Annotated in this window: 23 protein-coding genes; 9 read left to right on the forward strand and 14 right to left on the reverse strand. The window is 44.6% G+C overall.

The annotated features are described in order from the left end of the window. Positions 1 to 114: 114 nt before the first annotated feature. The 4 genes from galU to wecA form a co-directional block, all read right to left on the reverse strand. Positions 115 to 1,008, reverse strand: coding sequence for a UTP--glucose-1-phosphate uridylyltransferase GalU (gene galU, locus NO989_RS13005; protein WP_014975843.1), 894 nt, complete (start codon positions 1,006 to 1,008; stop codon positions 115 to 117). Between the two features lie 261 nt (positions 1,009 to 1,269). Further along, entirely contained in the window at positions 1,270 to 2,166 is an 897-nt protein-coding gene (locus NO989_RS13010; RefSeq protein ID WP_371342695.1) for a glycosyltransferase family 2 protein, read from the reverse strand. Then, positions 2,163 to 3,050: a glycosyltransferase gene (locus NO989_RS13015; protein WP_371342696.1), complete on the reverse strand. Its 888-nt coding sequence runs from the start codon at positions 3,048 to 3,050 to the stop codon at positions 2,163 to 2,165. The genes NO989_RS13010 and NO989_RS13015 overlap by 4 nt, the downstream gene beginning before the upstream one ends. A gap of 114 nt (positions 3,051 to 3,164) precedes the next feature. Further along, on the reverse strand, positions 3,165 to 4,226 hold the full coding sequence (gene wecA / locus NO989_RS13020; RefSeq protein WP_156086035.1) for a UDP-N-acetylglucosamine--undecaprenyl-phosphate N-acetylglucosaminephosphotransferase: 1,062 nt from the start codon (positions 4,224 to 4,226) through the stop codon (positions 3,165 to 3,167). A 569-nt stretch (positions 4,227 to 4,795) separates the two neighbouring features. Here wecA and NO989_RS13025 point away from each other — a divergent pair. From NO989_RS13025 to galE, 8 genes are all read left to right on the forward strand, one after another. Next, the gene (locus NO989_RS13025) at positions 4,796 to 5,194 is read left to right on the forward strand and encodes a hypothetical protein (protein ID WP_014948528.1); all 399 of its coding nucleotides are present in this window, start codon (positions 4,796 to 4,798) and stop codon (positions 5,192 to 5,194) included. Between the two features lie 4 nt (positions 5,195 to 5,198). Next, complete coding sequence (locus NO989_RS13030) at positions 5,199 to 7,031, forward strand: polysaccharide biosynthesis/export family protein (RefSeq protein ID WP_156086034.1); 1,833 nt, start codon at positions 5,199 to 5,201, stop codon at positions 7,029 to 7,031. Between the two features lie 2 nt (positions 7,032 to 7,033). Next, a complete protein-coding gene (locus tag NO989_RS13035; RefSeq protein ID WP_014997541.1) occupies positions 7,034 to 7,813 on the forward strand; it encodes an ABC transporter permease in 780 nt (259 codons plus the stop codon). Continuing rightward, the gene (locus NO989_RS13040; protein ID WP_014997540.1) at positions 7,810 to 8,484 is read left to right on the forward strand and encodes an ABC transporter ATP-binding protein; all 675 of its coding nucleotides are present in this window, start codon (positions 7,810 to 7,812) and stop codon (positions 8,482 to 8,484) included. The genes NO989_RS13035 and NO989_RS13040 overlap by 4 nt, the downstream gene beginning before the upstream one ends. Positions 8,485 to 8,496: 12 nt before the next feature. Next, entirely contained in the window at positions 8,497 to 9,615 is a 1,119-nt protein-coding gene (locus NO989_RS13045) for a capsule biosynthesis protein (protein ID WP_044556744.1), read from the forward strand. Positions 9,616 to 9,831: 216 nt separating this feature from the next. Continuing rightward, a complete protein-coding gene (locus tag NO989_RS13050) occupies positions 9,832 to 11,352 on the forward strand; it encodes a peptide MFS transporter (protein ID WP_156086032.1) in 1,521 nt (506 codons plus the stop codon). Between the two features lie 99 nt (positions 11,353 to 11,451). Beyond that, positions 11,452 to 11,754, forward strand: coding sequence for a DUF6170 family protein (locus NO989_RS13055; protein WP_014997537.1), 303 nt, complete (start codon positions 11,452 to 11,454; stop codon positions 11,752 to 11,754). Continuing rightward, a complete protein-coding gene (galE, locus tag NO989_RS13060) occupies positions 11,751 to 12,773 on the forward strand; it encodes a UDP-glucose 4-epimerase GalE (protein ID WP_156086031.1) in 1,023 nt (340 codons plus the stop codon). The genes NO989_RS13055 and galE overlap by 4 nt, the downstream gene beginning before the upstream one ends. 184 nt (positions 12,774 to 12,957) lie before the next feature. Here galE and NO989_RS13065 read toward each other — a convergent pair whose 3' ends face one another. The 10 genes from NO989_RS13065 to ccmA all read right to left on the reverse strand — a co-directional run bounded on the left by NO989_RS13065 (position 12,958) and on the right by ccmA (position 21,297). Beyond that, positions 12,958 to 13,902, reverse strand: a complete 945-nt coding sequence (locus tag NO989_RS13065) for a VacJ family lipoprotein (protein WP_156086030.1) — start codon at positions 13,900 to 13,902, stop codon at positions 12,958 to 12,960. A 2-nt stretch (positions 13,903 to 13,904) separates the two neighbouring features. Beyond that, positions 13,905 to 15,194: a c-type cytochrome biogenesis protein CcmI gene (ccmI, locus tag NO989_RS13070; RefSeq protein ID WP_371342697.1), complete on the reverse strand. Its 1,290-nt coding sequence runs from the start codon at positions 15,192 to 15,194 to the stop codon at positions 13,905 to 13,907. Next, complete coding sequence (locus NO989_RS13075; protein ID WP_371342706.1) at positions 15,191 to 15,682, reverse strand: cytochrome c-type biogenesis protein CcmH; 492 nt, start codon at positions 15,680 to 15,682, stop codon at positions 15,191 to 15,193. The genes ccmI and NO989_RS13075 overlap by 4 nt, the downstream gene beginning before the upstream one ends. Positions 15,683 to 15,684: 2 nt before the next feature. Further along, positions 15,685 to 16,386, reverse strand: a complete 702-nt coding sequence (locus NO989_RS13080) for a redoxin family protein (RefSeq protein WP_156086028.1) — start codon at positions 16,384 to 16,386, stop codon at positions 15,685 to 15,687. Next, complete coding sequence (locus tag NO989_RS13085) at positions 16,386 to 18,443, reverse strand: heme lyase CcmF/NrfE family subunit (RefSeq protein ID WP_156086027.1); 2,058 nt, start codon at positions 18,441 to 18,443, stop codon at positions 16,386 to 16,388. The genes NO989_RS13080 and NO989_RS13085 overlap by 1 nt, the downstream gene beginning before the upstream one ends. Positions 18,444 to 18,446: 3 nt before the next feature. Further along, complete coding sequence (gene ccmE / locus NO989_RS13090; protein ID WP_156086026.1) at positions 18,447 to 18,941, reverse strand: cytochrome c maturation protein CcmE; 495 nt, start codon at positions 18,939 to 18,941, stop codon at positions 18,447 to 18,449. A 74-nt stretch (positions 18,942 to 19,015) separates the two neighbouring features. After that, complete coding sequence (ccmD, locus tag NO989_RS13095; protein ID WP_020742986.1) at positions 19,016 to 19,225, reverse strand: heme exporter protein CcmD; 210 nt, start codon at positions 19,223 to 19,225, stop codon at positions 19,016 to 19,018. A gap of 1 nt (position 19,226) precedes the next feature. Further along, positions 19,227 to 20,009 carry a heme ABC transporter permease gene (locus tag NO989_RS13100; RefSeq protein WP_020742985.1) on the reverse strand — a complete coding sequence of 261 codons (783 nt, stop codon included), beginning with the start codon at positions 20,007 to 20,009 and terminating at the stop codon, positions 19,227 to 19,229. Continuing rightward, positions 20,009 to 20,674, reverse strand: a complete 666-nt coding sequence (ccmB, locus tag NO989_RS13105; RefSeq protein WP_012517453.1) for a heme exporter protein CcmB — start codon at positions 20,672 to 20,674, stop codon at positions 20,009 to 20,011. The genes NO989_RS13100 and ccmB overlap by 1 nt, the downstream gene beginning before the upstream one ends. Continuing rightward, the gene (gene ccmA, locus NO989_RS13110; protein ID WP_043959982.1) at positions 20,674 to 21,297 is read right to left on the reverse strand and encodes a cytochrome c biogenesis heme-transporting ATPase CcmA; all 624 of its coding nucleotides are present in this window, start codon (positions 21,295 to 21,297) and stop codon (positions 20,674 to 20,676) included. Before ccmA ends, ccmB begins: the two co-directional genes overlap by 1 nt. Positions 21,298 to 21,620: 323 nt before the next feature. On the opposite strand from ccmA, the gene NO989_RS13115 reads away from it, so the two are divergent. Beyond that, positions 21,621 to 24,206, forward strand: a complete 2,586-nt coding sequence (locus NO989_RS13115) for a flagellar hook-length control protein FliK (RefSeq protein ID WP_197044390.1) — start codon at positions 21,621 to 21,623, stop codon at positions 24,204 to 24,206. The last annotated feature ends 7 nt before the right edge of the window (positions 24,207 to 24,213 follow it).

Below are 24,213 nucleotides of genomic sequence, written 5' to 3' on the forward strand. Positions count from 1 at the left end.
TCCACACACAAAAAATGCGCCGCAAGGGCGCATTTTTAATCGTTTAAAGCTATTTAATTGCCTTAGGCCTGCTGTCCTTTCATCTACACTAAAGGTCAACAAGCCCTAGTAAGACTATTTAACAACAGAAGCTAAGTATTCTTTAAATTCGTCGCCTAACGATGGATGACGTAACGCATATTCAACGTTAGCTTTCATGTAACCCAACTTACTACCGCAATCGTGACTCTTACCTTTCATGTAGTAGGCATCAACTTGTTCAAGTTTCATCAATGCATCAATAGCATCAGTAAGCTGAACTTCACCACCTGCGCCTGGAGGCGTGAACTCTAACAGATCCCAGATTTTTTCTGACAGAACGTATCGGCCTACAACGGCAAGGTCAGAAGGTGCTTCGTCGCGAGGCGGCTTCTCTACCATTTTGTGAATCTTCGCTGACTCACCTGGCGCAATTGCCGCGCCGTCTAAGTCTGCGATACCAAATTTAGAGATATCTTCGTCTGGTACCTGCTCAACCATAACCTGACTTACTCGGCTGGTGTTAAATTTGGCAACCATGTCTGCAAGGTTATCCTTTTTAGGATTACTTGCTGCATCATCAATAATAACGTCAGGTAGTACTACCGCAAATGGCGCATCGCCAATCAGAGGTCGAGCACAAAGTACTGCGTGACCAAGTCCATTCGCAACGCCTTGGCGAATATGCATGATAGTTACATCTTTTGGACAGATTGACTGAACTTCTTCTAACAGTTGGCGTTTTACACGCTTTTCTAGTGTGGCTTCTAGCTCAAAAGAGGTATCAAAGTGGTTTTCAATACTGTTTTTACTCGCGTGCGTTACTAGGATAATTTCTTTTAGTCCTGCAGCAACACATTCGCTTACCACGTATTGGATCAATGGCTTATCAACCACTGGCAACATCTCTTTTGGAATAGCTTTCGTTGCTGGGAGCATTCTCGTCCCAAGGCCCGCTACAGGGATTACCGCTTTTTTAACCTGACTCATAGTTAATATCCTTTTTTAAAATCCTAAATACACGCCTAAGTCGACTTTCAGCCGTTTGTTATTCCTTAAGCTGAGATATATTCACTGTTGTTCGCAAGACTAATGCAATCGATGTTCCAATTACCTTTTTAGAGCGTCTGTGTATTGAAAATGGGCAAAACAGCTCAAAACCACCGATAAAAGCACAAAATTAGGGATAAATAATATCTAATGCACCATAATAGTGAAAGCCTTTATGGTTTGTCTTTCCTTTCCTACACATCAAGTGTCGCTTTTTTTCACACTACTCTTTGGAATTAGTGCATGCTCTATGGGGCCGGTTTTGCGTTTTAATCCGTCTTTGAGTCCTGCCCACATGAAAGCGCCTCGCGTTTTGCCTTGCTCAAAGCAATATCTGTTTACAAGATACCTCAGAGGTATTGCACAAACATGACGAAGTTTCCAATAAAGAGGTACGTAATGGCGACGCGCTAAAATGAGTACGTTACGAAACTGATAATAGAGCCTTATCGGTGCGCCCTGCTTGAATGTCACACCGCAAATTTTCACTCTATCATCGCCTTGTCGATGAGGCATACATGCACTGAGCGACTGATAGATAACCATGCCCTTGGCTCGTGCACGCCAGCACCATTCGTGATCAACGCCATCGATGAAGAGCTCATTTTCTTTTTCACCCACGCGTTCAAACGCACGTTTGGAAATTAACATGCCTGAGGCAATGATTTGCTTTACTGTTTTTAACTTTTCGGAAACCTGCTTCCCTTTTTGTAGAACACCCTGATCGACACACTCTGAAAATTGGCAATAGATAGAAGGGCCTATGGCTGCAATTGGGGAACGTTGCTCAAGGTCTTGGAATTGCCTCACTAACTCAACAGCAATATCGGGAGAAAACAAACTATCTTGATCAAGCAAAAAGGCGTAGTCGCTTCCCTCATTAAAGAGCACTTTCAAGCCGACATTCTGAGCGTGGGCGATACCAATATTTGAGGGGTAATGAAGATAAGTAACATCAGTTGTTAAAAGAGCCTGTTGAGGACTTGGAGAATTATCAACTAAGATGACGTTCCAGTCAGGGGCACAAAAAGCATCGATGAGACTACGCACGTGCTCAACATTAGGATTAAATAGTATAACAACAACGCCGACGCTCAATGTTTACCAAACCTTTCCAGTAAATGTCTATCAAGTTTATAGGCAAGTTTAACCACTTTTCCAGGCATTAACCTCAATGCTAAAACACCACAAGCGTAAAAAAAGTTATAGGGTGAAAGTTGCTTTAATTTACGTATGGCATATAAACGTGCTCTGAACTCGTTGAGCGACTTACTTAAGCCTCGACGTTTATAAAAGTTATTAACCCGTCTGAACTTCAAAAGTCGATCTTTTAAGTTCCTAAAGATATACCCCTTAGACGCTAAGGTTATCCAGAAAAAATAGTCTTGTGTGTTTAACAAGTCACTGTCGTAACGATGCCCATCATTAAATACATTGTAACGAATCACTACTGTTGGATGGTTTAGCGAGCATCGTCTCGGCAAGATACGAACGATCTGTCTGTGCGAAGCGGGCATTACTCGTGCGCCAACTTTAACACCACTTTCGTTAACTTCTGTTAGCGCTGATCCTAGTACAGAAATATTGTTGTGCTTTTTAAGGTAGGTGATTTGACGTAGAAGGCGGTTTTCTTCAGAAATATCATCCGCATCCATTCTTATGAAAAACGATGGGTTAAACTGCATACCGAACTCAGCAACTGAGTTCATGCTACTCGCTAGCCCCACATTGTGACTATTCGACGCTATTATTACCCTATCGTCTTTACTTGCTACATCCTCTAGTACGCGAATTATTTTTTGAGGTACAGGTCCATCGACGACAATAACGAAAAGAAAATCTGTGTAAGACTGCTCAATCATGCTTTCAATGGCTTCGCGAAGCCACTTCGCATTGTCAGCTTGGTAAACCGCCATAGCAATTATCGATTCGACATGCTGTTTTTTATTGTTATTTTGAAGAATAGAGAATTGATTTATCAAGAAATTTTACCAACGTAAAAAAGTAACAAAGAAAATAAAAGCGCCTTAATTGTGCGCTTTTATTTGTTGGCATGTTACAGAGATTTTACTAAGCCTGCCACGATTTTACTCAAACTATGCGGTTAATCGCTTCACAAAGCGCAGTACACTCCAAATATGTTGGATAACAAGACTGTACACGACGAGTAGTCCAATAAAGCCCCAGAACATGACGGCTTCAGCTACCTGATAGACTTCTCCTAATATACCGATTAAGCAATAACATGCTCCGAGCAAAAGGATAGCAACAAGTGACTTTCTACTGCTAAGCCCTGCACGCATAAAGATATTGTGAAGGTGCTGACGGTCAGGTTTGAGCATTGATTGCCCCTTCCGTGCACGGCGATACATGATCGCGGCCATGTCCATTAATGGAAGTCCGACTAACCACACCGCAGTAATGGGTCTAAATGCGGCAGATTCACCTTGAGTGTGATCAACAAGCAACCAAACGATAGTGAGCCCAACGAACATACTGCCAGCATCACCCATAAATATCTTATTGCCTTTAAACCCTTTCCAACTCAAATTAAAAGCAAGAAACGGAACAATAGCTGCAACGATGATAAGCGGCTCCATGATGGAGGCTCCGTTACCAGTAAAGATCAAAAAGCCCGCAACTGTTAACAGAATAACAAGGCTCATACCGCCGGCTAATCCATCAATACCGTCTATCATGTTAAACGCATTTATGACACCGACCACACAAATGATCGTAAAGAAATACCCACCTAGGTCGAGAAATACCTCACCTGTTCCGAAGATATTACCCAAAGATGTAATATAGTTTTGCGCGCTCCATGCCATGATTGCTGCAACACCAAATTGGCACATAAGGCGACCTTTGGCACTCAGGTCAAAACGGTCGTCTAGCATACCAAGTAACACAACAAATGCTGATGCGGTGAAAAACAGAGGATTGTTTTTCATCCACACATCTGTCGCGACGCTGGCAACAAGCACGGCCATAAAAATAGCCACACCACCTGTTAGAGGTACAATTCCGGCGTGACGTTTTCGCGCTGATGGCTGGTCAACCAAACCAAATTGATGCGCTAAAGGCGTCATGACCACCAAGAGAATAAGGGCGACGAAAAATGCAGTAAAAAGCGGGACAAACTGCAAATAAGCTAGCATAAAACACACAACCTCGCGTTACCGACAAAAACACAGCTATTTGTAGTAGTTTCTGTCAATACACATGCAAATTTTGATAAAAAACTAAATGTTGCTTCCATTTATTTACAACTTCCATTTCTTCCAGCGCGATGAGGGCATCTTGTTATGAGTATGCGGATAGAAAACTTCGATATAATATAAAACATTTGTCTAAGTAACCACCCTTCATGCATAAATAACGTATCAAAACGTGTCAAAAACTCATTTGTTGCGAGAATAACCTCAATCACCGCTAAAAAGAGAACCTGTTGTGCGTCTTCTCGCCGCCTCTCTCGAACTATCTCAGCTTCTGTTGTAACGATTGAATAACTTCTTTATTCCTTTAACCTGTTAACTTACTCGTCTATTTCCAGTTTCCAATCTTTGCAATGCCAAAAACATATCGAGTTACACTATTGATATGAACTTGTCTTCTATATTGCGGTCTTGGTGAAGACTCAGACAATTCAGCAACTGCGATAGCGAACATGCTTTTTTTAAAACTTATGTTATCCTAGCGCGAAATTGCTATATGGATATGAAAGCTAATGTTCAAACAATTATCTCGTCTAATTTTACCTATCGTAGTTACGGTAGGCGTAGCTGGGTGTTCTAACACTCCTACCGCCACTAAGGCTGACATTCCTTTGGTGCATTCTTCTCTTGCTTATTCCCTTGCACCGGACAAAGAGCTTGCAATAAATATTCCAAAAGCCAACATTTATCATGATACGCAGGAATCATTTTCAATACGCTTCAATGGCCACCAATACGAGTCCTTGAAGCACTATATATCCGCTACAGGCAATAAATGTATCCGATTTTCTTTACAAGACGGTGAAACAGCGTCTTCTGATATTCAGCGTAAAATGACGACATGTCAGCGAAACGGTCAATGGCGAGTAATTACTCCCTTAGTAGCTTCGGCAACAGTGCAAGGTGAATAGATAAATGCAGTCAACCAGCATCAAAAAAACTTTAAAGCGCCTGACGCTAGCGGCTTGTGCAACGTCACTTCTTTTCGCTTATGTTGGCACTGCAAGCGCGCAAAGCGTGGAACAATTGCAGCAATTAAGAGAAAGAGCTCAGCAGAGCCAGAGTAGCGGCATTGCTAATCAGTCCGTATCGCCACTGAGTATTTCAACCCAGCGAACGCTTCCAGGCGCTAGCAGTTCTGCGAACACCATGGGTCAATTTTCAACCCAACCCCGCAATGGTGTGAACTTGCCTGGCGAACCGACAATAGATACCGTTTTCCCTGCGCAAGCGCCTATGGAGAATCCTCCGTTCGCAGCCAATTTATTTATTGGTGGTTTTGAATCAGAGCGTAGCTCAGGCCTTAATGACAACTATCTGGTCGCACCGGGCGATAAAATTTCAATTTGGCTATGGGGCGCAGTTAACTTTTCAGATGTAGTAACTGTTGATAATCAAGGCAATATTTTTATTCCTAACATTGGTCCTATCCGTGTTGCAAATACACCTGCTGGCAGTGTAAATCAAACCGTTACTGCAAAAATCAGACAGGTTTATACAAACGATGTAAATGTTTACGTAAACCTCCTTACGTCAACGCCCGTGTCAATTTTTGTTTCTGGCCCGGTGCTAAGACCAGGTCAATATGCAGGCCTCGCCTCAGATAGCGTGCTGTATTACCTAAAACGCGCCGGTGGTATTGATTTTCAGCGCGGAAGTTTTAGACAGATAGACGTAGTGCGCAATGGTAATGTCGTTGCTACTGCCGATTTATATGCATTTTTCAGAAATGGTAAGTTGCCTCAGATGTCGTTTAAAGATGGCGATACCATATTAGTGCACCCAATTGGCAACACTATTGTCGTTGAAACAGGCGCTCGAAATAGCTTCACCTTTGAGTTTCTTAACGAAGAATTGAACGGCGGCGTGGTGAATTACTTTGCGCGACCAGGTGAGTTTTCCTCCCATGCTTCGGTATCTGGTATTCGAAATAACAAACAGTTTGCTCGCTACTTGAGTTTGGATGAATTTGCTTCACTTGAACTAAGTGCAGGCGACACGGTTGAATACCTTGCTGACCACGAGCCCCAAATCTATCGCATTAATGTGGCTGGCGCATTTGCTGGTGCCTCTCAGATTATGGTTGATAAAGGCACACGCCTTATCGATGTACTAGATCACATCGAATCAGATACAGCCCTTTCTGATACCCAGAACATTTATCTGTTAAGAGAAAGCGTTGCTGTAAAGCAAAAAGAAATCATCGAAGAAGGTCTTCAGCGTCTTGAGCGGAGCATGTATACCGCTCCCATTAGCTCTACGGGTGAAGGAGCCATCCGTGCCCAAGAAGCTCAGCTTGTCGCTGACTTTATCGCACGTGCTCGCCAAATTGAGCCTCAAGGCAGAGTCGTAGTTTCTGAAAATGGTGATATCGCAAACATTCTGCTAGAACCGAATGACACCATTGTCATCCCAGAGGTAACTGACTTAGTGCACGTAGGTGGTGAAGTGTTACTTCCTCAGTCAGTAGTCTTTAACCCAGAAGCCACGACTGAAGATTATGTTGCTTGGGCGGGCGGTTTCACTGAACGTGCTGAAGACGAACGAATCCTTATTGTTCGTAAGAATGGTAATGTTACCTTTACTAGCATCAACAGCTCATTCCTAGCAAGCAACGATAGTAAGTTAGAACCAGGCGATCAGATCATCGTATTGCCTGCTATCGATACCAAGCTACTGCAAGCAGTTAAAGACATTACTCAAATTGTTTATCAAATTGCTATTGCAGCCAACGTAGCTACTAATTAAACATGGTAACGTTTAAAGACCAGCTCTACGCATGGAGAGGCGTGATATTCGCGCTTTTCCTGCGCGAGCTTCAAAGTAAATTTAACGATAAATTTGGTTTGGGATGGGCATTTTTAGAGCCCTTTGCCTTTATCTTCGCGCTGTCATACCTTCGTGGACTGATCAGCGGCGATGATATCCACTCTATTCCTCTTTTTCTGTTTATGATGATCGGAATGGTCGGGCTGCAGTCTTTAACTACATGCCTCCAGTCAGTATCAACTTCTGTGCGCAGAAATAAGCCGCTCTATGCGTTCAGACAGGTTCAACCTATTTCAGCGATACTCACAGCGGGCTTCCTCGAGTTTTCAGTAAAGGTAGTGGTTGTCGCATTACTATGTCTTGCGCTTTACCTGATGGGCGAGACCTTTACGGTAAATGACCCGTTGCTGCTGATATCTCTGTTTCTTCTTTTGTGGGTATTTTCAATATCCATAGGGATGATTTTTGCTATCGCTGCCGCATTCGTGCCGGAAGTGGATAAGATAAAATCAATGCTTACCCGCCCACTAATGTTTATTTCATGCGTTTTTTTCAGCCTTCAAGACTTACCCGAAGAATATTGGCCGTACTTAACTTGGAACCCTCTTGTTCATTTTAATGAACTAGCTCGTTACGCTTGTTTCGAATCCTATGGCACTAATGGTGTTTCATTAGGTTTTGTAATTGAGATTACCATTATTTTTCTCTTTCTAAGTCTTTCGATGTATCACATCACATGGAAGAAGGTGTTGTCACGATGATAAGAATTGAGAATTTAACTAAGAGCTACCCCAGTAAAATGGGCCCCCAATATATTTTCAAAAATTTGAATTTTGATTTCCCAACGGAAAATAATGTCGCAATTTTAGGTAAAAACGGTGCAGGTAAATCCACCCTTTTCCGAATGCTAGCGAAAAGTGAATACCCTGACAAAGGGCGCGTTTTAACCAACAAATCTATGTCTTGGCCTGTAGCGCTTCAAACAGGTGTTCACCCACAAATGACGGGGCGCGAAAATACGCGATTCGTTGGCCGAATCAATAACGTTAAATCGCTACCGGAATACGAAGAGAGAGTGCAAGAGTTCGCCGAACTCGGGGCGCGTTTCGACCTTCCTGTTCGAACCTACTCTTCGGGTATGCGCGCCAAACTCGTGTTCGCGTGCTGTATGAATATCAATTTTGATATTTACCTTATCGATGAAGCAACCTCGGTGGGCGATCCGCTATTCAGAAAAAAAGCACGTTTGTCGCTAAAAGAAAAAAGTGAACAAGCGGGCGTTATTATGGTTAGCCATGAACTCGACCAAATCCGCGAGTTCTGTACGTCTGCCGTTATCATAGATGAAGGCAAACTTACTTATTATCACGATCTCGAAGAAGGCATCGACGTTTATACGCAGGATGCAGACAATAAGAAATCACTTAAATAGGTTCAAATCACAGTGGAAAAATCTCTTACACAGCTCAATGCCCTTCTCAGCAAGCACAAGATGCTCTTGCTTGTACTTCCATGGGTACTTTACGCCGTATACCTTGTTCTATGGGCTGCGCCACAGTACGAAAGTAAAAGCCAACTTATTGTTAAGTCAAGTGACGGCGGCAGCAGCTTCGACCCTTCATCCCTGCTTATGGCAGCCGGTGTTTCAGGCGCGTCAGGTGGTACAGAAAGTCAGCTTGTTGAAGCTTACATTCAATCTGCCGACATGATTAAGTATCTCGATAAAACCATAGGGCTTCGTGAGCACTACATGTCGGACAAAGCTGATATGTTTAGCGGTTTGTCGTCTTCACATAAGCAAGAAGACTTTTACCAGTTCTATCTAGACCATATTGACGTTAGCGTGGATTCGGCGTCTTCTGTCATTAGTTTGCGAACTCGCGCTTTCGACGCTGAATATGCGCAAATAATAAACCAAGCTATTGTTGATAAAGCGGAAGAGTTTATTAATAACATCAATAACAACTTAGCGAAATCAAAGCTTACTTTTGCGAAAGGTGAACATGAGATTGTTGAACAAAAGCTTCAACAAGCAAAAACTGAAATTTTAGCCTTTCAATCCAAATACAACGTGCTCGACCCTACTGCCGAAGGTGCAGCGTTTCAGCAAATCGCTTTTTCATTAGAGGCAACCCTCGCCCAGAAAAAAGCTGAGCTGAGCACTATGTCGACCATGATGTCTAACGTCGCGCCAGAAGTGATTAACATTAAGCGTGAAATAGCTGCACTACAAAAAGAAGTAGAAAAGCAGAAGGAGCGAATTAGTACTGCTGAAGGAGAAAGTGAGGCACTGTCTGTAAGTGAGCTTATGGCGCTATACAGTAACCTTCAGGTTCAGCTTCAATTGGCCATTCAAGCGTACTCTTCATCGCTGATTACTTTAGAAAATGCGCGAGTAGAGGCATATCAAAAACTACAACATTTGGTAACAGTAGAATCGCCTACCCTTCCAGATGACAATGCTTACCCCACCGTAATTTACAACCTTGTACTGTTTGGTGTTTCATTGTTGCTTATCTATGGAATAGTGCGAATTATAGTAGCTACTATCCGCGAGCTTTAGTGCTTCCATCTCTTTAGCAAATCATTATTCAATCGGCTAAGTCGTACAAGACTTAGCCGATTGACACAGCTTTAATGAAGTTTGTCGCCCAAATCTTGTGTCTTTAAGCAAGCTCTAGTATAAGAAGCTATCCGCCTTACGGACTACTATCAAAGAGCCTATCCTATAAGTGCTCTACAATAACAACCATAAGCAATATGGAATTAAAATATAATTATGAAACCATCTAACGATACTAGCTTTTTCGGCCATCCAGGGGGCCTAAGAACGCTATTCTTTACAGAAATGTGGGAGCGCATGAGTTATTACGGAATGCGCGCGCTACTCGTTCTTTTCATGACCGCGAGCTTACAGACACAAGGCTTAGGTTTTACTGTTGCAACCGCTGGCGCTATCTACGGCCTATACACAGGTGCGGTATATTTCCTAGGTTTACCGGGCGGCTGGTTAGCGGACCGCTTAATTGGTGGTAAGAACGCCGTATGGTACGGAGGTATTATTATCTTCGCAGGCCACGTGGTACTCGCCATAGACTTGCAAAACCTTTTCTTTGTCGGCCTTATCCTTGTTGCTTCAGGTACTGGCTTACTTAAACCTAACATTTCAGCAATGGTTGGCCAGCAATATGGTGACGACGATGGCCGTCGTGACAGTGGTTATGCACTGTACTACATGGGCATAAATATCGGTTCACTTATTGCCTATTTAGTTACCGGTTATTTACAGGAAAATTGGGGCTGGCACTACGCATTTGGAGCAGCTGCCATTGGTATGGCAATCGGCCTAATTCAGTATTACTTCAGCAACCGTTCGTTATCGGCTGATTCTGTTGCTCCTGCAAATCCATATCAAGGTGCAGCTAAACAGCGCGCATGGATGGGCGTATGGGCTGTGGTTGCACTTGCTGTTGTGGTAATTGTGCTTGCGCACATGGGCACTATCGTTATTGAGCCTGTAGCTCTTGCTCAACAAGTTGCCGTTGTATTTACCATTATTTTCTTCGCTTACTTTGGTTTTATTTATTTCAAAGGTCAGCTAAGCGACAACGAGAAGAAGCGCATGTGGGCGCTGTTTTTAGTGTGTGTTGCTTCAGCGTGTTTCTGGTCTGGTTTCGAACAAGCTGGCTCTTCACTCAACTTATTCGCTCAGAACTACACCGACCGCGTACTTGAAAGCGGCTCGCTACTTACCTCTTGGTTTGGGATGGACGCTATCCCAACGGTATGGTTCCAGCTTTCAAACTCGCTATTTATCATTATTTTGTCGCCTTTCTTCGCTGCTCTTTGGATTAACCTTGCGAAACGAATGATCGACCCGTCGTACACAATTAAGTGTGCCATTGGTATCGTTATTATGGCGTCGGGCTTCTTGGTAATGTTTATGGCGTCTCAATATGCTGCACAAGGCCTTAAAGTTGCGCCTATGTGGCTTGTTACCACTTACTTCTTACACACTGTTGGTGAGCTGTGCCTGAGCCCGGTTGCACTAAGTGCAGTAAGTAAGCTATCGCCTAAGCGTTTCGCAGGGCAAATGATGGGGGTATTCGTACTGACTTACTCTATTGGTAACATCATTGCTGGTTTACTTTCAGGTAACTTCGACCCTGAGAACGTAGAGCAAATGCCAGACCTGTATCTTCAAATTGCCCTATTTAGCATTGCCATTGCTATCGTGATTGGTTTAATGAGCTTTAAATCTCGCTTCTGGGAAAAAGCAGGCATTGAACAAAAAGCGTAATTTATTGTTAGCATGTTTTAAGTGCTGACCAATTACCCTACAATAACCGCCGCAACGTAACGTTCCGGCGGTTTTTTATTAAGGGCTTTTCATAAACCTATGAAGTTTTATTTTTCTACAAGAGACATTCCTGCCTTACAAGGTCTTCCATTGACAGAGCGCGTTAAATTGCTCGACCAGGCCGCAAAGCGCCTTTCTGTACCAGAGAAAACCTTACTGAATGTTCTAAAATTACTCGTCATTGTCCCCGTATTCGCACTTATTCTTCAAACCGCGTCAAATTGGACCTCGTTACTGTGGGCTTTTGTGGTATTTTTAGTTTATCCATTGGTTGTAAAACCTATTCAATATTCCATCTGCGCTAAATACATTGCGCAACCGTCTAGCAAGGAGAATGCATGAAGACCATCTTAGTCACTGGTGGTGCAGGCTATATAGGTAGTCACACAGTTTTACAGTTACTTGAACAAAACTACGGTGTTGTAGTATTGGATAACCTTGCAAACGCAAGTGCTGAATCACTTCGTCGCGTAGAAGCATTAACAGGCAAGACGGTTACGTTTGTTCAAGGTGACATTCGCGATACCGCCGTGTTAGATGACATATTCAGCGAGCATAACATTTATGCCGTTATTCACTTTGCGGGCTTAAAAGCCGTTGGCGAGTCTGTGCAAAAGCCGCTTTCTTACTATGAAAATAATGTTTATGGCACACTAACGTTATGTAAAGCCATGCAAAAGCACAACGTAAAGAACATTGTGTTTAGTTCTTCTGCTACGGTTTACGGCGATCCTGCTTCACTACCCCTACGTGAAGATATGGCGACAGGCCACCCGACAAACCCTTACGGTATGTCGAAGCTTATGGTTGAACATATGCTTAGTGATCTCTATGTGTCCGATAATGACTGGAACATTGTATTACTTCGCTACTTCAACCCGGTGGGCGCACACGAGTCTGGCCAAATCGGTGAAGATCCCAACGGTATTCCGAACAACTTAATGCCTTATATCTCTCAGGTTGCTACCGGTAAGCTAGAGCAACTAAGCGTGTTTGGTGACGACTACGATACAATTGATGGCACAGGTGTTCGAGACTATATCCATGTTGTCGATCTAGCCAACGGTCACTTGAAAGCACTTGATCGCTTGAACCTCAATATGGGCTTAGATAAGTACAACCTTGGAACAGGTCAGGGCTATTCAGTAATCGAAATGATCAAAGCTTTCGAAAAAGGCTCGGGTAAAACTGTACCTTATAAAATTGCTCCGCGTAGAAGCGGTGATGTGGCAGCCTGTTACGCCGATCCTACTAAGGCAGCCACAGAACTCAATTGGCATGCTGAAAAAGGCTTAGAAGACATGTGTGCAGACACATGGAATTGGCAGTCGCAAAACCCAATGGGCTATCCAAAGGACTAGTTTTGCATTTGAACGCTGCCGATAGGTCTGTTCAACTTTCCAGAACTAAAAAGCCATGCTGTTGAGCATGGCTTTTTTATGCGGCGCATATATGGCTGGAGTGACGTTGAAGGTGAGATTAGATAATAATAACTAAACCCTGCCCCGAACTTTATCCAACATCGTTTTATTTATTACTCTTTCTCTATTTGCCATCTTCCGACTTGGCGTCTTTTTCTTTTAGCTTAGTTTTCTCACTGTCATCAGCTGACGCATCTTCTGAATCTATAGACTCTTCGACTGCTTCTTCTGACGCTTCTTCATAGCTATCAAAGTCATTGCCTTCCAACATCGCTTCAAAATCAGCAAAGTCGTCTAGCTGCTCATCATCAATGGCTTTATCGCCGCTTTTACCGTCAGTAACGCGAAATTCTAGATTCTCAAAATAAGCATTTTTCACAAAAGCATAGTCATCAACAGACTGCTCTAGCTGCGCTTCTTGATCAAGTAATTGGGCTCTTGTTTCAAGTACCGAAATACCAATACGCGCTAAGTTTACAGAACCTTCAAGTAACGACATTGGAAAGGCAAAACCGTCGACATAATCACCGGTAAAGCTTCGCGGATCGCTTGGGCCTAAAAACGGCAGCATTAAGAAAGGCCCGGTATCTAATCCCCACACAGCCAGAGTCTCACCAAACTGCTCACGTTTACGCTCAATACCAATTTTAGACGCAACATCAAACGTGCCAACTAACCCTACCGTGGTGTTAATTAAAAAACGTGCCATGCTATCTAAGCCATCATCAACCTTACCTTGAAACATATTATTCAAAAAGTTAGCAGGCTCTTGTAGGTTGTCCGTGATGTTCACCAAACCAGTTCGCGCAGGCTGAGGCATTACCGTCACGTAGGTAACCGTTATTGGGCGTAAGATATAGGCATCCAACACATCCCAGTTAAAATCCCAGATTTCACGGTTAACCGGCTCGAACGGGTCGCGGGGGTCTGAAGTATCCACTACAGCCGCGCTCGCCCCAGTGTCTTGAGAATACGCTTGAGCCTGATCTTGAGTATGGTTACTCGCACAGCCACCTAAAAGACTTGCGGCAATAATCAACCCAGTGGCGAGTGATTTAGACAGTTCCATACTTATAATTCCTTATCAATAATAACGCTTAGTGAAGATATTTCGTTGGCAGTAACGCTTGCGCTCACACTGCCTTGCCATTCGCCTTTTGCAACTGCCACATTACCATCTTTAGATAGCCTTGCGGTAACCACCACATCAGACAGTGTTGCTAGCGTGAATTGTGGCATCATTGCGTTCTCTGTGGTTAGAGTAACGGAAACAGGGAAGTCTTCTATGGGCAGTTTAACTACAGCAGCGGGCATTTTGTTGTCAGAGTTTGCGTCTTGAGCGAAAACTATCAGAAAACCCTCTTTAGGCGCTTTTGTATTAGCGTCGTCAGACAGCCTCACCGTAATATTAAAGCCGGTTTGTGCTTCGCTGCTATCACTTTGAGCTGTTGACACATTCGCAGGCTCAATTCCCGTATTTTGTAGCGCTGCCATTTCATTTGTATTCCCTTTTAGCTCTTTTATACGCGCAACTAAACGCTGCGCCATATCGCTATCAGCTGGCAACTTACCTTCTACTTGTTGATAAAAACGCTGAGTATTTTCAAGATCGCCAAGTTGAGCAGAGACCACCGCCATCATCAGCGCAAGATTATCATTCTCTGGATTGTCGTTTAGCAAGCCCAACAAGATAGATTGCGCACGTTCCAGATTATTTACATCCCCTGTGGTCATCAAGGCTTGAGCAAGCGTAATGCGATTAGCTGTATTAGACGGCGCCAAACTCACCGCTTTATCAATAGCTTCAATGGCCTGCACTTCTTGGCCAATACTCAACATCAATCTGCCAAAATACATCCACCCGGTGTCATCTTCTGGCTCTTCTCTCAAACGCTGGCGTATAGCAAGAGCAAGGCTAGCAATGTCTTGTTGGGTGAGGTTATTCGCATTACCGCTGGCAAGCTGTTGACTCAACTCGGGCAACGCTTCAATAGCTTGGCTTGCCTGGGTAACACGACCCATTTGGTTTACCTGCGCATATACAATCACTCCACAGGCTATCGCAAGCACGGCGCCAATCGCGAGCGGAAGTTTTGCATTACCCGTTTTATGAGATTGAAATGCGCTTTCATCTACCAGCGCTAGTTTTAGTTCATCAACGGCTTGGCGCTTATCGTGCTCGCTGATGAGGCCTTCTTGTACTTCACGGTCAAGTTCAGCAAGGCGCTGCTTAACAATTTGCGTATTGCTCAAACTGTCTTGTTTTGCGTGGTTTTTATTACGCAGCCATGGGAAAGCAACAATTAATAGAACAAGCGTAATTAAGCCTGAAACAATGATATAAAACTCAGACCAACTCATTCTTTCTCTCGCTCCAACATTTCATCTGCTTTAGCTAACTTAGCAGCCATATCTTCTGGTGGTGTTACCGATTTGCGGCGAACCACCACAATTAAGGCAATGAAAATAAACAAGACTGGAGCGGCCCAAAGCCACAAGGTCGCAGCCGTAACCGGCGGTTGATAGTGCACAAAATCGCCATAGCGCGACTTCATAAAATCAATCACCTCCTGCTCTGTTTTGCCTTGTTTTAATAGCGCGTAAACTTTTCGGCGCATGTCATGGGCAATCATGGCGTCGCTATCAGCAATATTCTGGTTTTGACACATAGGGCAACGTAATTCGGCGGTAAGCTTTAAAAAGCTTTCACGCTGAGCTGGCGTGTCGAAAGAAAACTTATCTTCAACCGCACTTACCGAAAAAGCACTAAGCACAAACAGCAGTGCTAAAACGTTTAGGGCAATGGCTTTCAAACTCGCGAGACTGTGAGAGGAAGTTTTCGATAACATCATTATTCCCCTCCCTGTGCACTTGTGGTGCTCTGGTTATTTTTTTCATTAAGCGTGTTCGACAAGTTAGGCTCTGAGACCATCACTGCATCCACATCTACCTTTTTGTCATTGCCTGTTTTGCCAGAAGCTTCTGCCACCAGCTTGTTGTATAGCGGGCCAACTTTGGTGTTCCAAACACGCTCGTTAATATCGCCTATGTGGTGCATGCGAATAATTCCTTCAGCGTCGATAACAAAGTGCTCAGGCGCTCCTGTTACTCCAAGGTCGAGCGACGTATCGCGATAGACATCAAAAATATTATACGCGTAAGGGTTACCGTAACGGCTGAGCATGTCGGTAACTTCTTGCTGAACACGGCTCAGTGTTTTTGTGCCAAAGTCTGGGTCTAAGTCCTGATCAAAATACAAACCCACAATGTGAACGTTTTGTTCGTTCTTTAGCTGAGTGAGATACGGCATCTCAACAGCGCAGGTCACGCACCATACACCCCATACATTTAATATGGTGACCTTGCCCTTTAAATCTTCAGGCGTATAGGTCACCTCTGGCTTCATCAGGTCTGGCAGTGAGAATGCAGGTAACGTCTTATCCTGAACCTGAGAATCTAACTCTCTGGGGTCAGAAAAAAGCCCCTTAAACAGAAAAATGACCAGCAAAGAAAACAACACTAACGGAATAGCAACGAGTGGTGCTTTTTTCATTATGCGCCTCCTTTCACTGACGCATTTGATGGAGTGGATACTTGACCATGAGATTGCTCAGCGTCGTTTTTACCTTTCCCACCAAATACACGTTTGATCTTTTTTACTTTAGCCATACGGTAACGTTTGTCGCTAATAGAGAAGATACCGCCTATAGCCATAACCACTGCGCCCGCCCATAGCCAGATAACAAATGGCTTAATATAAATACGGATGGCCCATGCGCCATTGTCTAAAGGCTCGCCCATAGCGATAAATAAATCTCTTATAGGATTTGAGTGAATAGCGGCTTCAGTCATCGGCATACGCTGTACTATATACAAACGCTTCTCAGGCTCTAGATGCGCGATTAATTCACCGTCTTGATAAACGTCGAATACGCCTTTGTCCGCCTCAAAGTTCGGACCTTGGACTTTGACGACATCTCTAAAGCTAAAGTCATAACCGCCAAGAGAAACGGTATCGCCGATGTCCATGCGCACATCGCGCTCCATTTCATAGTTTGAAACCAGCGTAATGCCGATAATGCAGATAGCAAAACCCACATGGCCCAGCACCATTCCCCAGTGGCTTGGCGTAAGCTTGCGAAGTTTAGATAGCACCGATGCATTGTCACTGTTACTTGATGGCATTGCCGATAGACGCTGCAACACCTCTTGCACTGTAGTGACTAAAATCCAAAACACCAGCACCATGCCTAAAACGCCCATATAGGTTGGTTCATCATAGGCAAAGTTCACTAACACACCTGCACTTAGTGCAATACCGCCAGCGATTGATAGCTGTTTTTGTAATTCACTGGCTTTTTGCTGTTTCCAGCGCGTGAGCGGGCCAAGACCTAGCATTAGTACGAATGGCACAATCAATAAGGTGAACATTTGATTGAAGAACGGAGCGCCTACAGAAATACTGCCTAGGCCTAACTCTTTATGTACAAGTGGCAGTAGTGTACCCAACAATACAACTAGTGTTGCTGCGCACAAAAAGACGTTATTACCCATTAACAACACTTCACGGGAAAACGCTTGATAGCGGCCTGGGCTTTTAAGTGAAGCTGCTCGCATAGCGTAAAGCAGCAAGCCAAAGCCACTAAGTACAATCAATATTCCCAGTATAAATAAGCCTCGGGTAGGATCGCTTGCAAACGAGTGTACCGAAACAATCACTCCAGAACGTACTAAGAAGGTGCCAAGTAAACTCAAACTAAATGCGGCAATTGCAAGCAGTACGGTCCACGACTTAAACGCCTTTCGCTTTTCGGTTACGGCTAGCGAGTGCATTAGCGCAGTACCGACCAGCCAAGGCATGAAAGAGGCGTTCTCTACTGGGTCCCAGAACCACCAGCCACCCCAGCCAAGTTCGTAATACGCCCACCAGCTACCTAGCGCAATGCCCACGGTGAGAAACGCCCAAGCAGAAATGACCCAGGGCCTTGACCAGCGTGCCCAGGTTGAGTCTAGCTGACCTGAAATTAGTGCTGAAATTGCAAAAGCAAACGCGACAGAAAAGCCAACATAGCCCATATAAAGCATAGGCGGGTGAATGATCATGCCAAAATCTTGCAGCAGTGGATTAAGATCTCGTCCATCTACCGGGAAAAACGGCAGCATGCTGTTAAACGGGTTTGAGGTAAGCAGCATGAATAAGTAAAAACCGATGCCCACCATTCCCAACACCGACAGCACCCTTGCAACCATAGCAAGAGGAATACCCTTGCTGAATATCGCCACTGCTACTGTCCATATGGAAAGCATCAACACCCACAGAAGAAATGAGCCTTCGTGGCCGCCCCACACGGCGGTAATTTTATAATAAATAGGAAGTCGACTATTTGAATGCTGGGCAACATACGCCACACTGAAATCGTCAGTCACAAAGGCGTAGGTTAAGCATACATAGGCGATAAGCGTGAAGGTAAATAAGCCGATTGCCAGTGGTTTGGCGGTTGCCATTAACGCTTCGTGCTGACGGTGAGCCCCCCATAGCGGATAAACGGCCAATAATATAGAGAGCACTAGCGCAAGCGTCAGCGCAATATTTCCAATTTCAGGTACCATAGATTATTTGCTCCCGGCGCCGTTTGACGACTCATACGTTGGCATATTTTCAGGTTTTACATGCTTAATGCCTTTCATTTTTTCAGCAAGTTCTGGCGGCATGTACTCTTCGTCATGCTTAGCTAGCACTTCCTGCGCTTTTATGTTGCTCGCGCCAGTGAGTACACCCGTTGCTACAATGCCCTGGCCTTCACGGAATAAATCAGGAAGGATGCCGGTGTAAGTCACAGTGACTGTTGGGCCAGTATCGATAAGGTCAAAGCTCACCGCTAAGCTTTCTTGATCCCTTTTTACACTGCCAGGTACCACCATACCGCCTATACGAAGACGCTGGCCAACCTGCGGTTTCTGGCCGTTTTTACCTTCAATAATTTCACTTGGCGTATAAAAAAGGTCAATACTGTCGTTTAGGGCGTAAAGCATCAATCCAATTGCACTTACTATTAAAAAACCGATAATTCCCACTACGGCTAGTCGCTGCTTTCGTCTCGGGTTCATGCAACTCTCTCTTCGAAAAAACTAATAAACAATAAAAACGCAAATGAATACTAAGTTCACTTTTCGCATTAATACTACATGCTGTCTTGCTGTTGCTGTCGCGCTTGTTTAATCCGCGCTTTGCGCTCTTGTTCCACCACAACCTGTCTTAAAAGGTTACGGTGTTTAATAAAACTTTGGATGGCGATGATAGCCATGGCCGCAAATGTCACACCAAACGACAGCCATACATAAAATGCATAGCCCCCCATGTTGATAAAGTCGGCCAACGATTCAAACTGCATATTAGTTGCCCCCTTTCACGCTGTGGTTAACTTGCTGTTTAGAAGCTAACTGACTGATAGCCAAGGCTTGCACCCAAGGTCTGTGCAACTCTCTAAGCACAATCTCATTACGTAAACGCACTGTAGTTACCGCGCCAATAAAAAACGCGAAACCCAGCAAATTAATTAACAGTGGCCACAGCATTTCAGGAGCAATCGAAGGATTATCGAACTTACTAATGGTCGCCCCTTGATGCAACGTGTTCCACCACTCTACCGAGTAGTGAATAATGGGGATATTTACTACACCCACCAGCGCCATCACGCCTGCGGCTTTACCTGCCTGCTGTTTGTCTTCAAAAGCACCGTAAAGCGCAATCACGCCTACGTACAAGAAAAGCAGAATAAGCTCTGAAGTTAGGCGTGCATCCCACACCCACCAAGCGCCCCACATTGGCTTGCCCCAGGCGGCGCCCGTGAATAGAGCGATAAACGTCATTACTGCGCCGATAGGCGCCATAGCAATCATGCTCATATAGGCAGTGCGCCACTGCCACACCATACCCACCAAGGCTGCAATTGCCATGGCGACATAAGTACCCATAGACAAGATTGCACTAGGTACATGGATATAGATAATTCTAAACGAATCACCTTGCTGATAATCTTGAGGCGCAAATGCCAGCCCCCATACAGTGCCAATGCTCAGACACACTAAAGCACCAACCCAAAACCAAGGCTGTAAAGTTAGGCAGAGCTGATACGCGCGCTCTGTCTTCGCGTAGGGGTGTAACCACTTCCACATTAGTTTTGACTCACTTTTAAAGAATACGCGATGGCAAACGGTGCCAATGCCGCAGCCAATAAAAGCATGGCGGCAATAATAGCAAGTTGCGCATGATAAGGTAATTGCAGTGCGGCAGAATCCACAGCCGACGTGGCAAATATCAGTAACGGAATAAAGACAGGGATAAGTAGCAATGCCAACAGCACCCCACCTTTTTGCAATCCAACGGTAAGTCCTACCGCAATGGCGCCAATTAAAGAAAGTAATGGCGTTCCCAGCAACAATGTTAAAACGAGGGCGATATACATATCGACCGTTAGATTCAAAAACATCGCTAGCAGTGGAGAAAGCAATAATAAAGGCACAAAACTGACCAGCCAATGGGCAGCTACCTTCACCGCGCTCACCGCCGGCAATGCCAGACCAGAGAGCATATACTGTTCTAGCGAACCGTCTTGGAAGTCATCGCGAAACAGTCTTTCCATTGCCATAAGTGATGACAAAATTGCCGCAATCCAAATTACCCCCGGTCCAATGCGCTGAAGGGTATCAGGAGAAGGGCTTACACCTAAAGGGAATAAGGTTACCACCATGAGTAAAAACATCAGTGGTTGCACCAATTCCGCTTTTTGATTGAACGCAATGTGCATGTCGCGTTTAAAAATACCTTGGTAAAGTGACATTAAAAGCGGTACTCCAGGTCAAATACGCGGTGTTCCCCAGCATTTTCTGACAGTGTTTGATGCGAAGTGGTAATAATAAGACCACCGCGTCTAACGTGCTCTTTCATACTTGTTTCAAGTAAGTGAACCCCTTTTACATCAAGCGCTGTAAACGGTTCGTCTAATATCCACACCTTTGCTGGCTTAAGCCATAGTCTTGATAGCGCCACACGACGCTGTTGACCTGCCGACAAATACCTAACAGGCACATCTTCAAGCCCAACTAACCCTACTTTTGCCAAGACGTCATACAGCGTATTTTCTTGTACCGATATACTGTGTTGGGCTAACCAAAATGATAAGTTATCCAAGGCTGAAAGGCTGCCGTTAGTACCGCTCTTATGTCCTAAATAGAAAAGATCGCGATAATAGCCGGTCTTGTCTTCGGAAATGTTTACACCGTTATATAAAACGGCGCCCGACTCAGGTGCACTCAACCCAGTTAATATGCGAAGTAAGCTGGTTTTTCCTGCACCGTTAGGGCCGCGCAAGTACAGCAACTCACCAGTATTAACAACCAGTGAAAGCCCCTCAAAAAGGGTTCTATCTCGTTTGCTGCACGTTAATCCGCACGCCTCTAACACTACTTGGCTACTCCAACCTAAAAAAGAGGTTTTAAAAAATGGCGCTAGTCTACCACATGAACGCTTTTTCGCAGTCGCGAATTCCAATTAAATATGATTTACTTCAAAGACAAAGGCATTTTTCCACAGAGCCAGTAGAACAAGGGTGAGTTGTCTTTCTGCGCAAAAATAAATTGTTCATCTGCCTTAAGAACGAATGGTTTCGCTGTACGTTATCGATGAGCACTTATTAATGATGAAACAGCCTCAAAGCACTTTGCTATAGTCAAATTTGCTATACTCAAATAAGTAAGGAAAAGCGCGACTGTGCCGATATCTTAATTATGACAACACCATTATCATCACTATTGGCAGCGACTCTGAATCAGTCAACGGGCACGACTTCCCCTACATCTTTACCGTCACAGGTAAATGTTGATGCCGCTACTCAAGGGGCGAGTCGAAGTACTTCTCCCGCTATTGCCAACGCTGCGCTGTCGCAGGCAGCCACCTTAGATAATGCCGCGAAAGTAATAGTTGAACGCTTACCTGAACGAGTGCTATCGATAACGGTGACACCAAAAAATGTATCGTCAGCAGCTCAAGTACTCAACGTTGCCTTACCCGCAGAAGTCAGCGCTAAGCTTTCTAACCAAGCAATTAATAATGCGCAGCTTGCACTTTTGCCTACCTCCCCTGATCATATCTCAGGCCCAGAAGCGAAAAGTGCTCAAAATACTTCTCAAAGTCAGGTAAACACTCAGTCTGCAGTGCTGCTTTCTACACGCTTGTCTCAACAAGGCGTGTCATTGTCTGCGCCCGAAAAAGCTGAATTACTGAAAGCCGTGGCACAAGCTCTTGCTGCAAATAACGCCGCCGTTACGCTTAAAGGTCAACTTTCTATTTCTACAAAGAGTGAAAATTTTGGGCAACTCATGCTCACCACCGCTAAAAATGAGGTTATTCCCCTATCGGACATTAATACTGAAAAGCTTGATAGCACGGCTAAAGCAGCGCTTCAAAAGCTAGTTGGACAACAGGTCGTCATAGGACTAAGCCGAGCTAGCAACGGTGGAATCGCGCTGCAAATCTCTCAAGGTTTGTCCAATGAAAGCGCTCGCCCAACAACCAACGACAATAATTTCGCTGCCATGACTCATAAAAATGTAAGTACCAACTTACAACAACAGTTCATTTCCAGCGCACTTAAGCAAGGTGGCGTAGCTGTTGAGCATAACTTGAGTAACCCGCCTCGACTTAACGCGCTTTTAAAAGGTTCTGGTGCCGACACTAACGCGTTAAAAGTGCTTTCTGCGTTGACCTTAACTGACAACAAGCTCTCGATTCGTACATCACAACAAAATGCGGTATTACAAATTGTTGTACCTCAGAGCAAGGGGTCTTCCCTCTCGGCCCCGACTCTGACGCAGGAGCAGGTAAATAAACTTAACCTTTCGCAATTACCAAAAGCGACAGCGAAAGGGCTCGAAGCAGTCACGGGAAATAGCTCGCTTGAAGACTCTTCATCCATTACAAACCTAAAGGCAGCGGCTCCCACATCGCTTAAAGGCACCGATGTTCACAATGCCATCACTGCACTTTCTCGAGTATTACTGAGCCAAACAGGCAGTACAAACCAAGCACTAAACCAACTCATAGCTATTGTGGAGAATGAAAGATTACCGCCCAGCCAGGGTATGCCTAAAGCACATGAAGCTCAGCATTTTGATAAAATTTTGCAGCAACTTAAAGGCCTTGATGCGCTCAACGCGAAGGCTTCTCAAGCCAAGGTATCCAATGGGGAATTTATCGGCCCTCCAAAGCCACCCAAGGAACAACTGCTAGCATCGGCAAAAGCTATATTAACTGAAGGGAAAGATGCCGCTTCAGCAGAGAATAATGGCCTGCAAGGAAAAGACAGTGGGCGTAAACCCTCGCTTGTATCACTTGCCTCTCTCGCACAAGCGTTAAGCTCACAGGCCAAAGGCTTATCAAATAGTTTACTGAGCAATATCGCTGCACAACTGGCGGCTACACAAGGTAAAGGGGCAGAAATAGCGCCAGTGGTTTCAGATAGTCACGCCACTATAGCGGGTTCAAAATCAAATGAGAGCGTAGCTGGCGAGAATGAAAGTGCTATCGAGGTGGTAAAAAGCGGAACAAAGAAACTAGCGCTAGATATGAATGAACAAGGATTGTCGCAACGCCTGCAGCAGCTGATATCCACACAGGCGCTAGTTACCACACCAATAAACTTAACCTCTCCCGTAAACGCTTCCAGCTTTGTTCAAGGATTGGTTGCCTTAGTTCAATTGGCACTAGCGGGTCGCGCCATGCAGCGTCAACCTGGTTTAAAGGCGCAAATAGATGCGCCCGACTCTATTGTTTCAAAAACGTTGGCGAATATGGGGGTAACGGCTCAACCAAGTCGCGTTAGCCAAGACATGCACCAGCTAGACAGCCGACAACAGCTGCTTTCTCAACTTAAGACACTGTTAAGTAGCCACCAGCAAAACAAAATTGCTAATGTGGACAGCCGTATTCAAGGACAAGACAGTTTTTATTACATTTTGCCATCGCTTTCACAGCAGCACAGTCCGCCAGAGCTCTTGATAAAACGAGAGCAAGGTGGGCAGAACAAAAAGCACGCACAAACAGGCGAGCGTTCTCTTTGGAATATCACGATGAAGCTGGACATTGGTGATAGCGGACAAGTTTTGGCAAAATCAAAAATTGATAAAAGCACCATTACTTTAGACTTATATGCATCCAACGATGAAGTACTTAGGCGCATTGGCGATACCCTACCCTATTTACATAATCGTCTTACTTCCCTCGGATTAGTTGTAGAAAACACCAGTTACCAACGGGGACACATACCAGAGTCATTAAGCTCACGCCCTCATCAGATCTTTGAAACCAGGGTGTAGATGAGGA

This window comes from Alteromonas sp. DY56-G5 (assembly GCF_041414725.1).
In the GTDB taxonomy this organism is placed as follows: domain Bacteria; phylum Pseudomonadota; class Gammaproteobacteria; order Enterobacterales; family Alteromonadaceae; genus Alteromonas; species Alteromonas macleodii.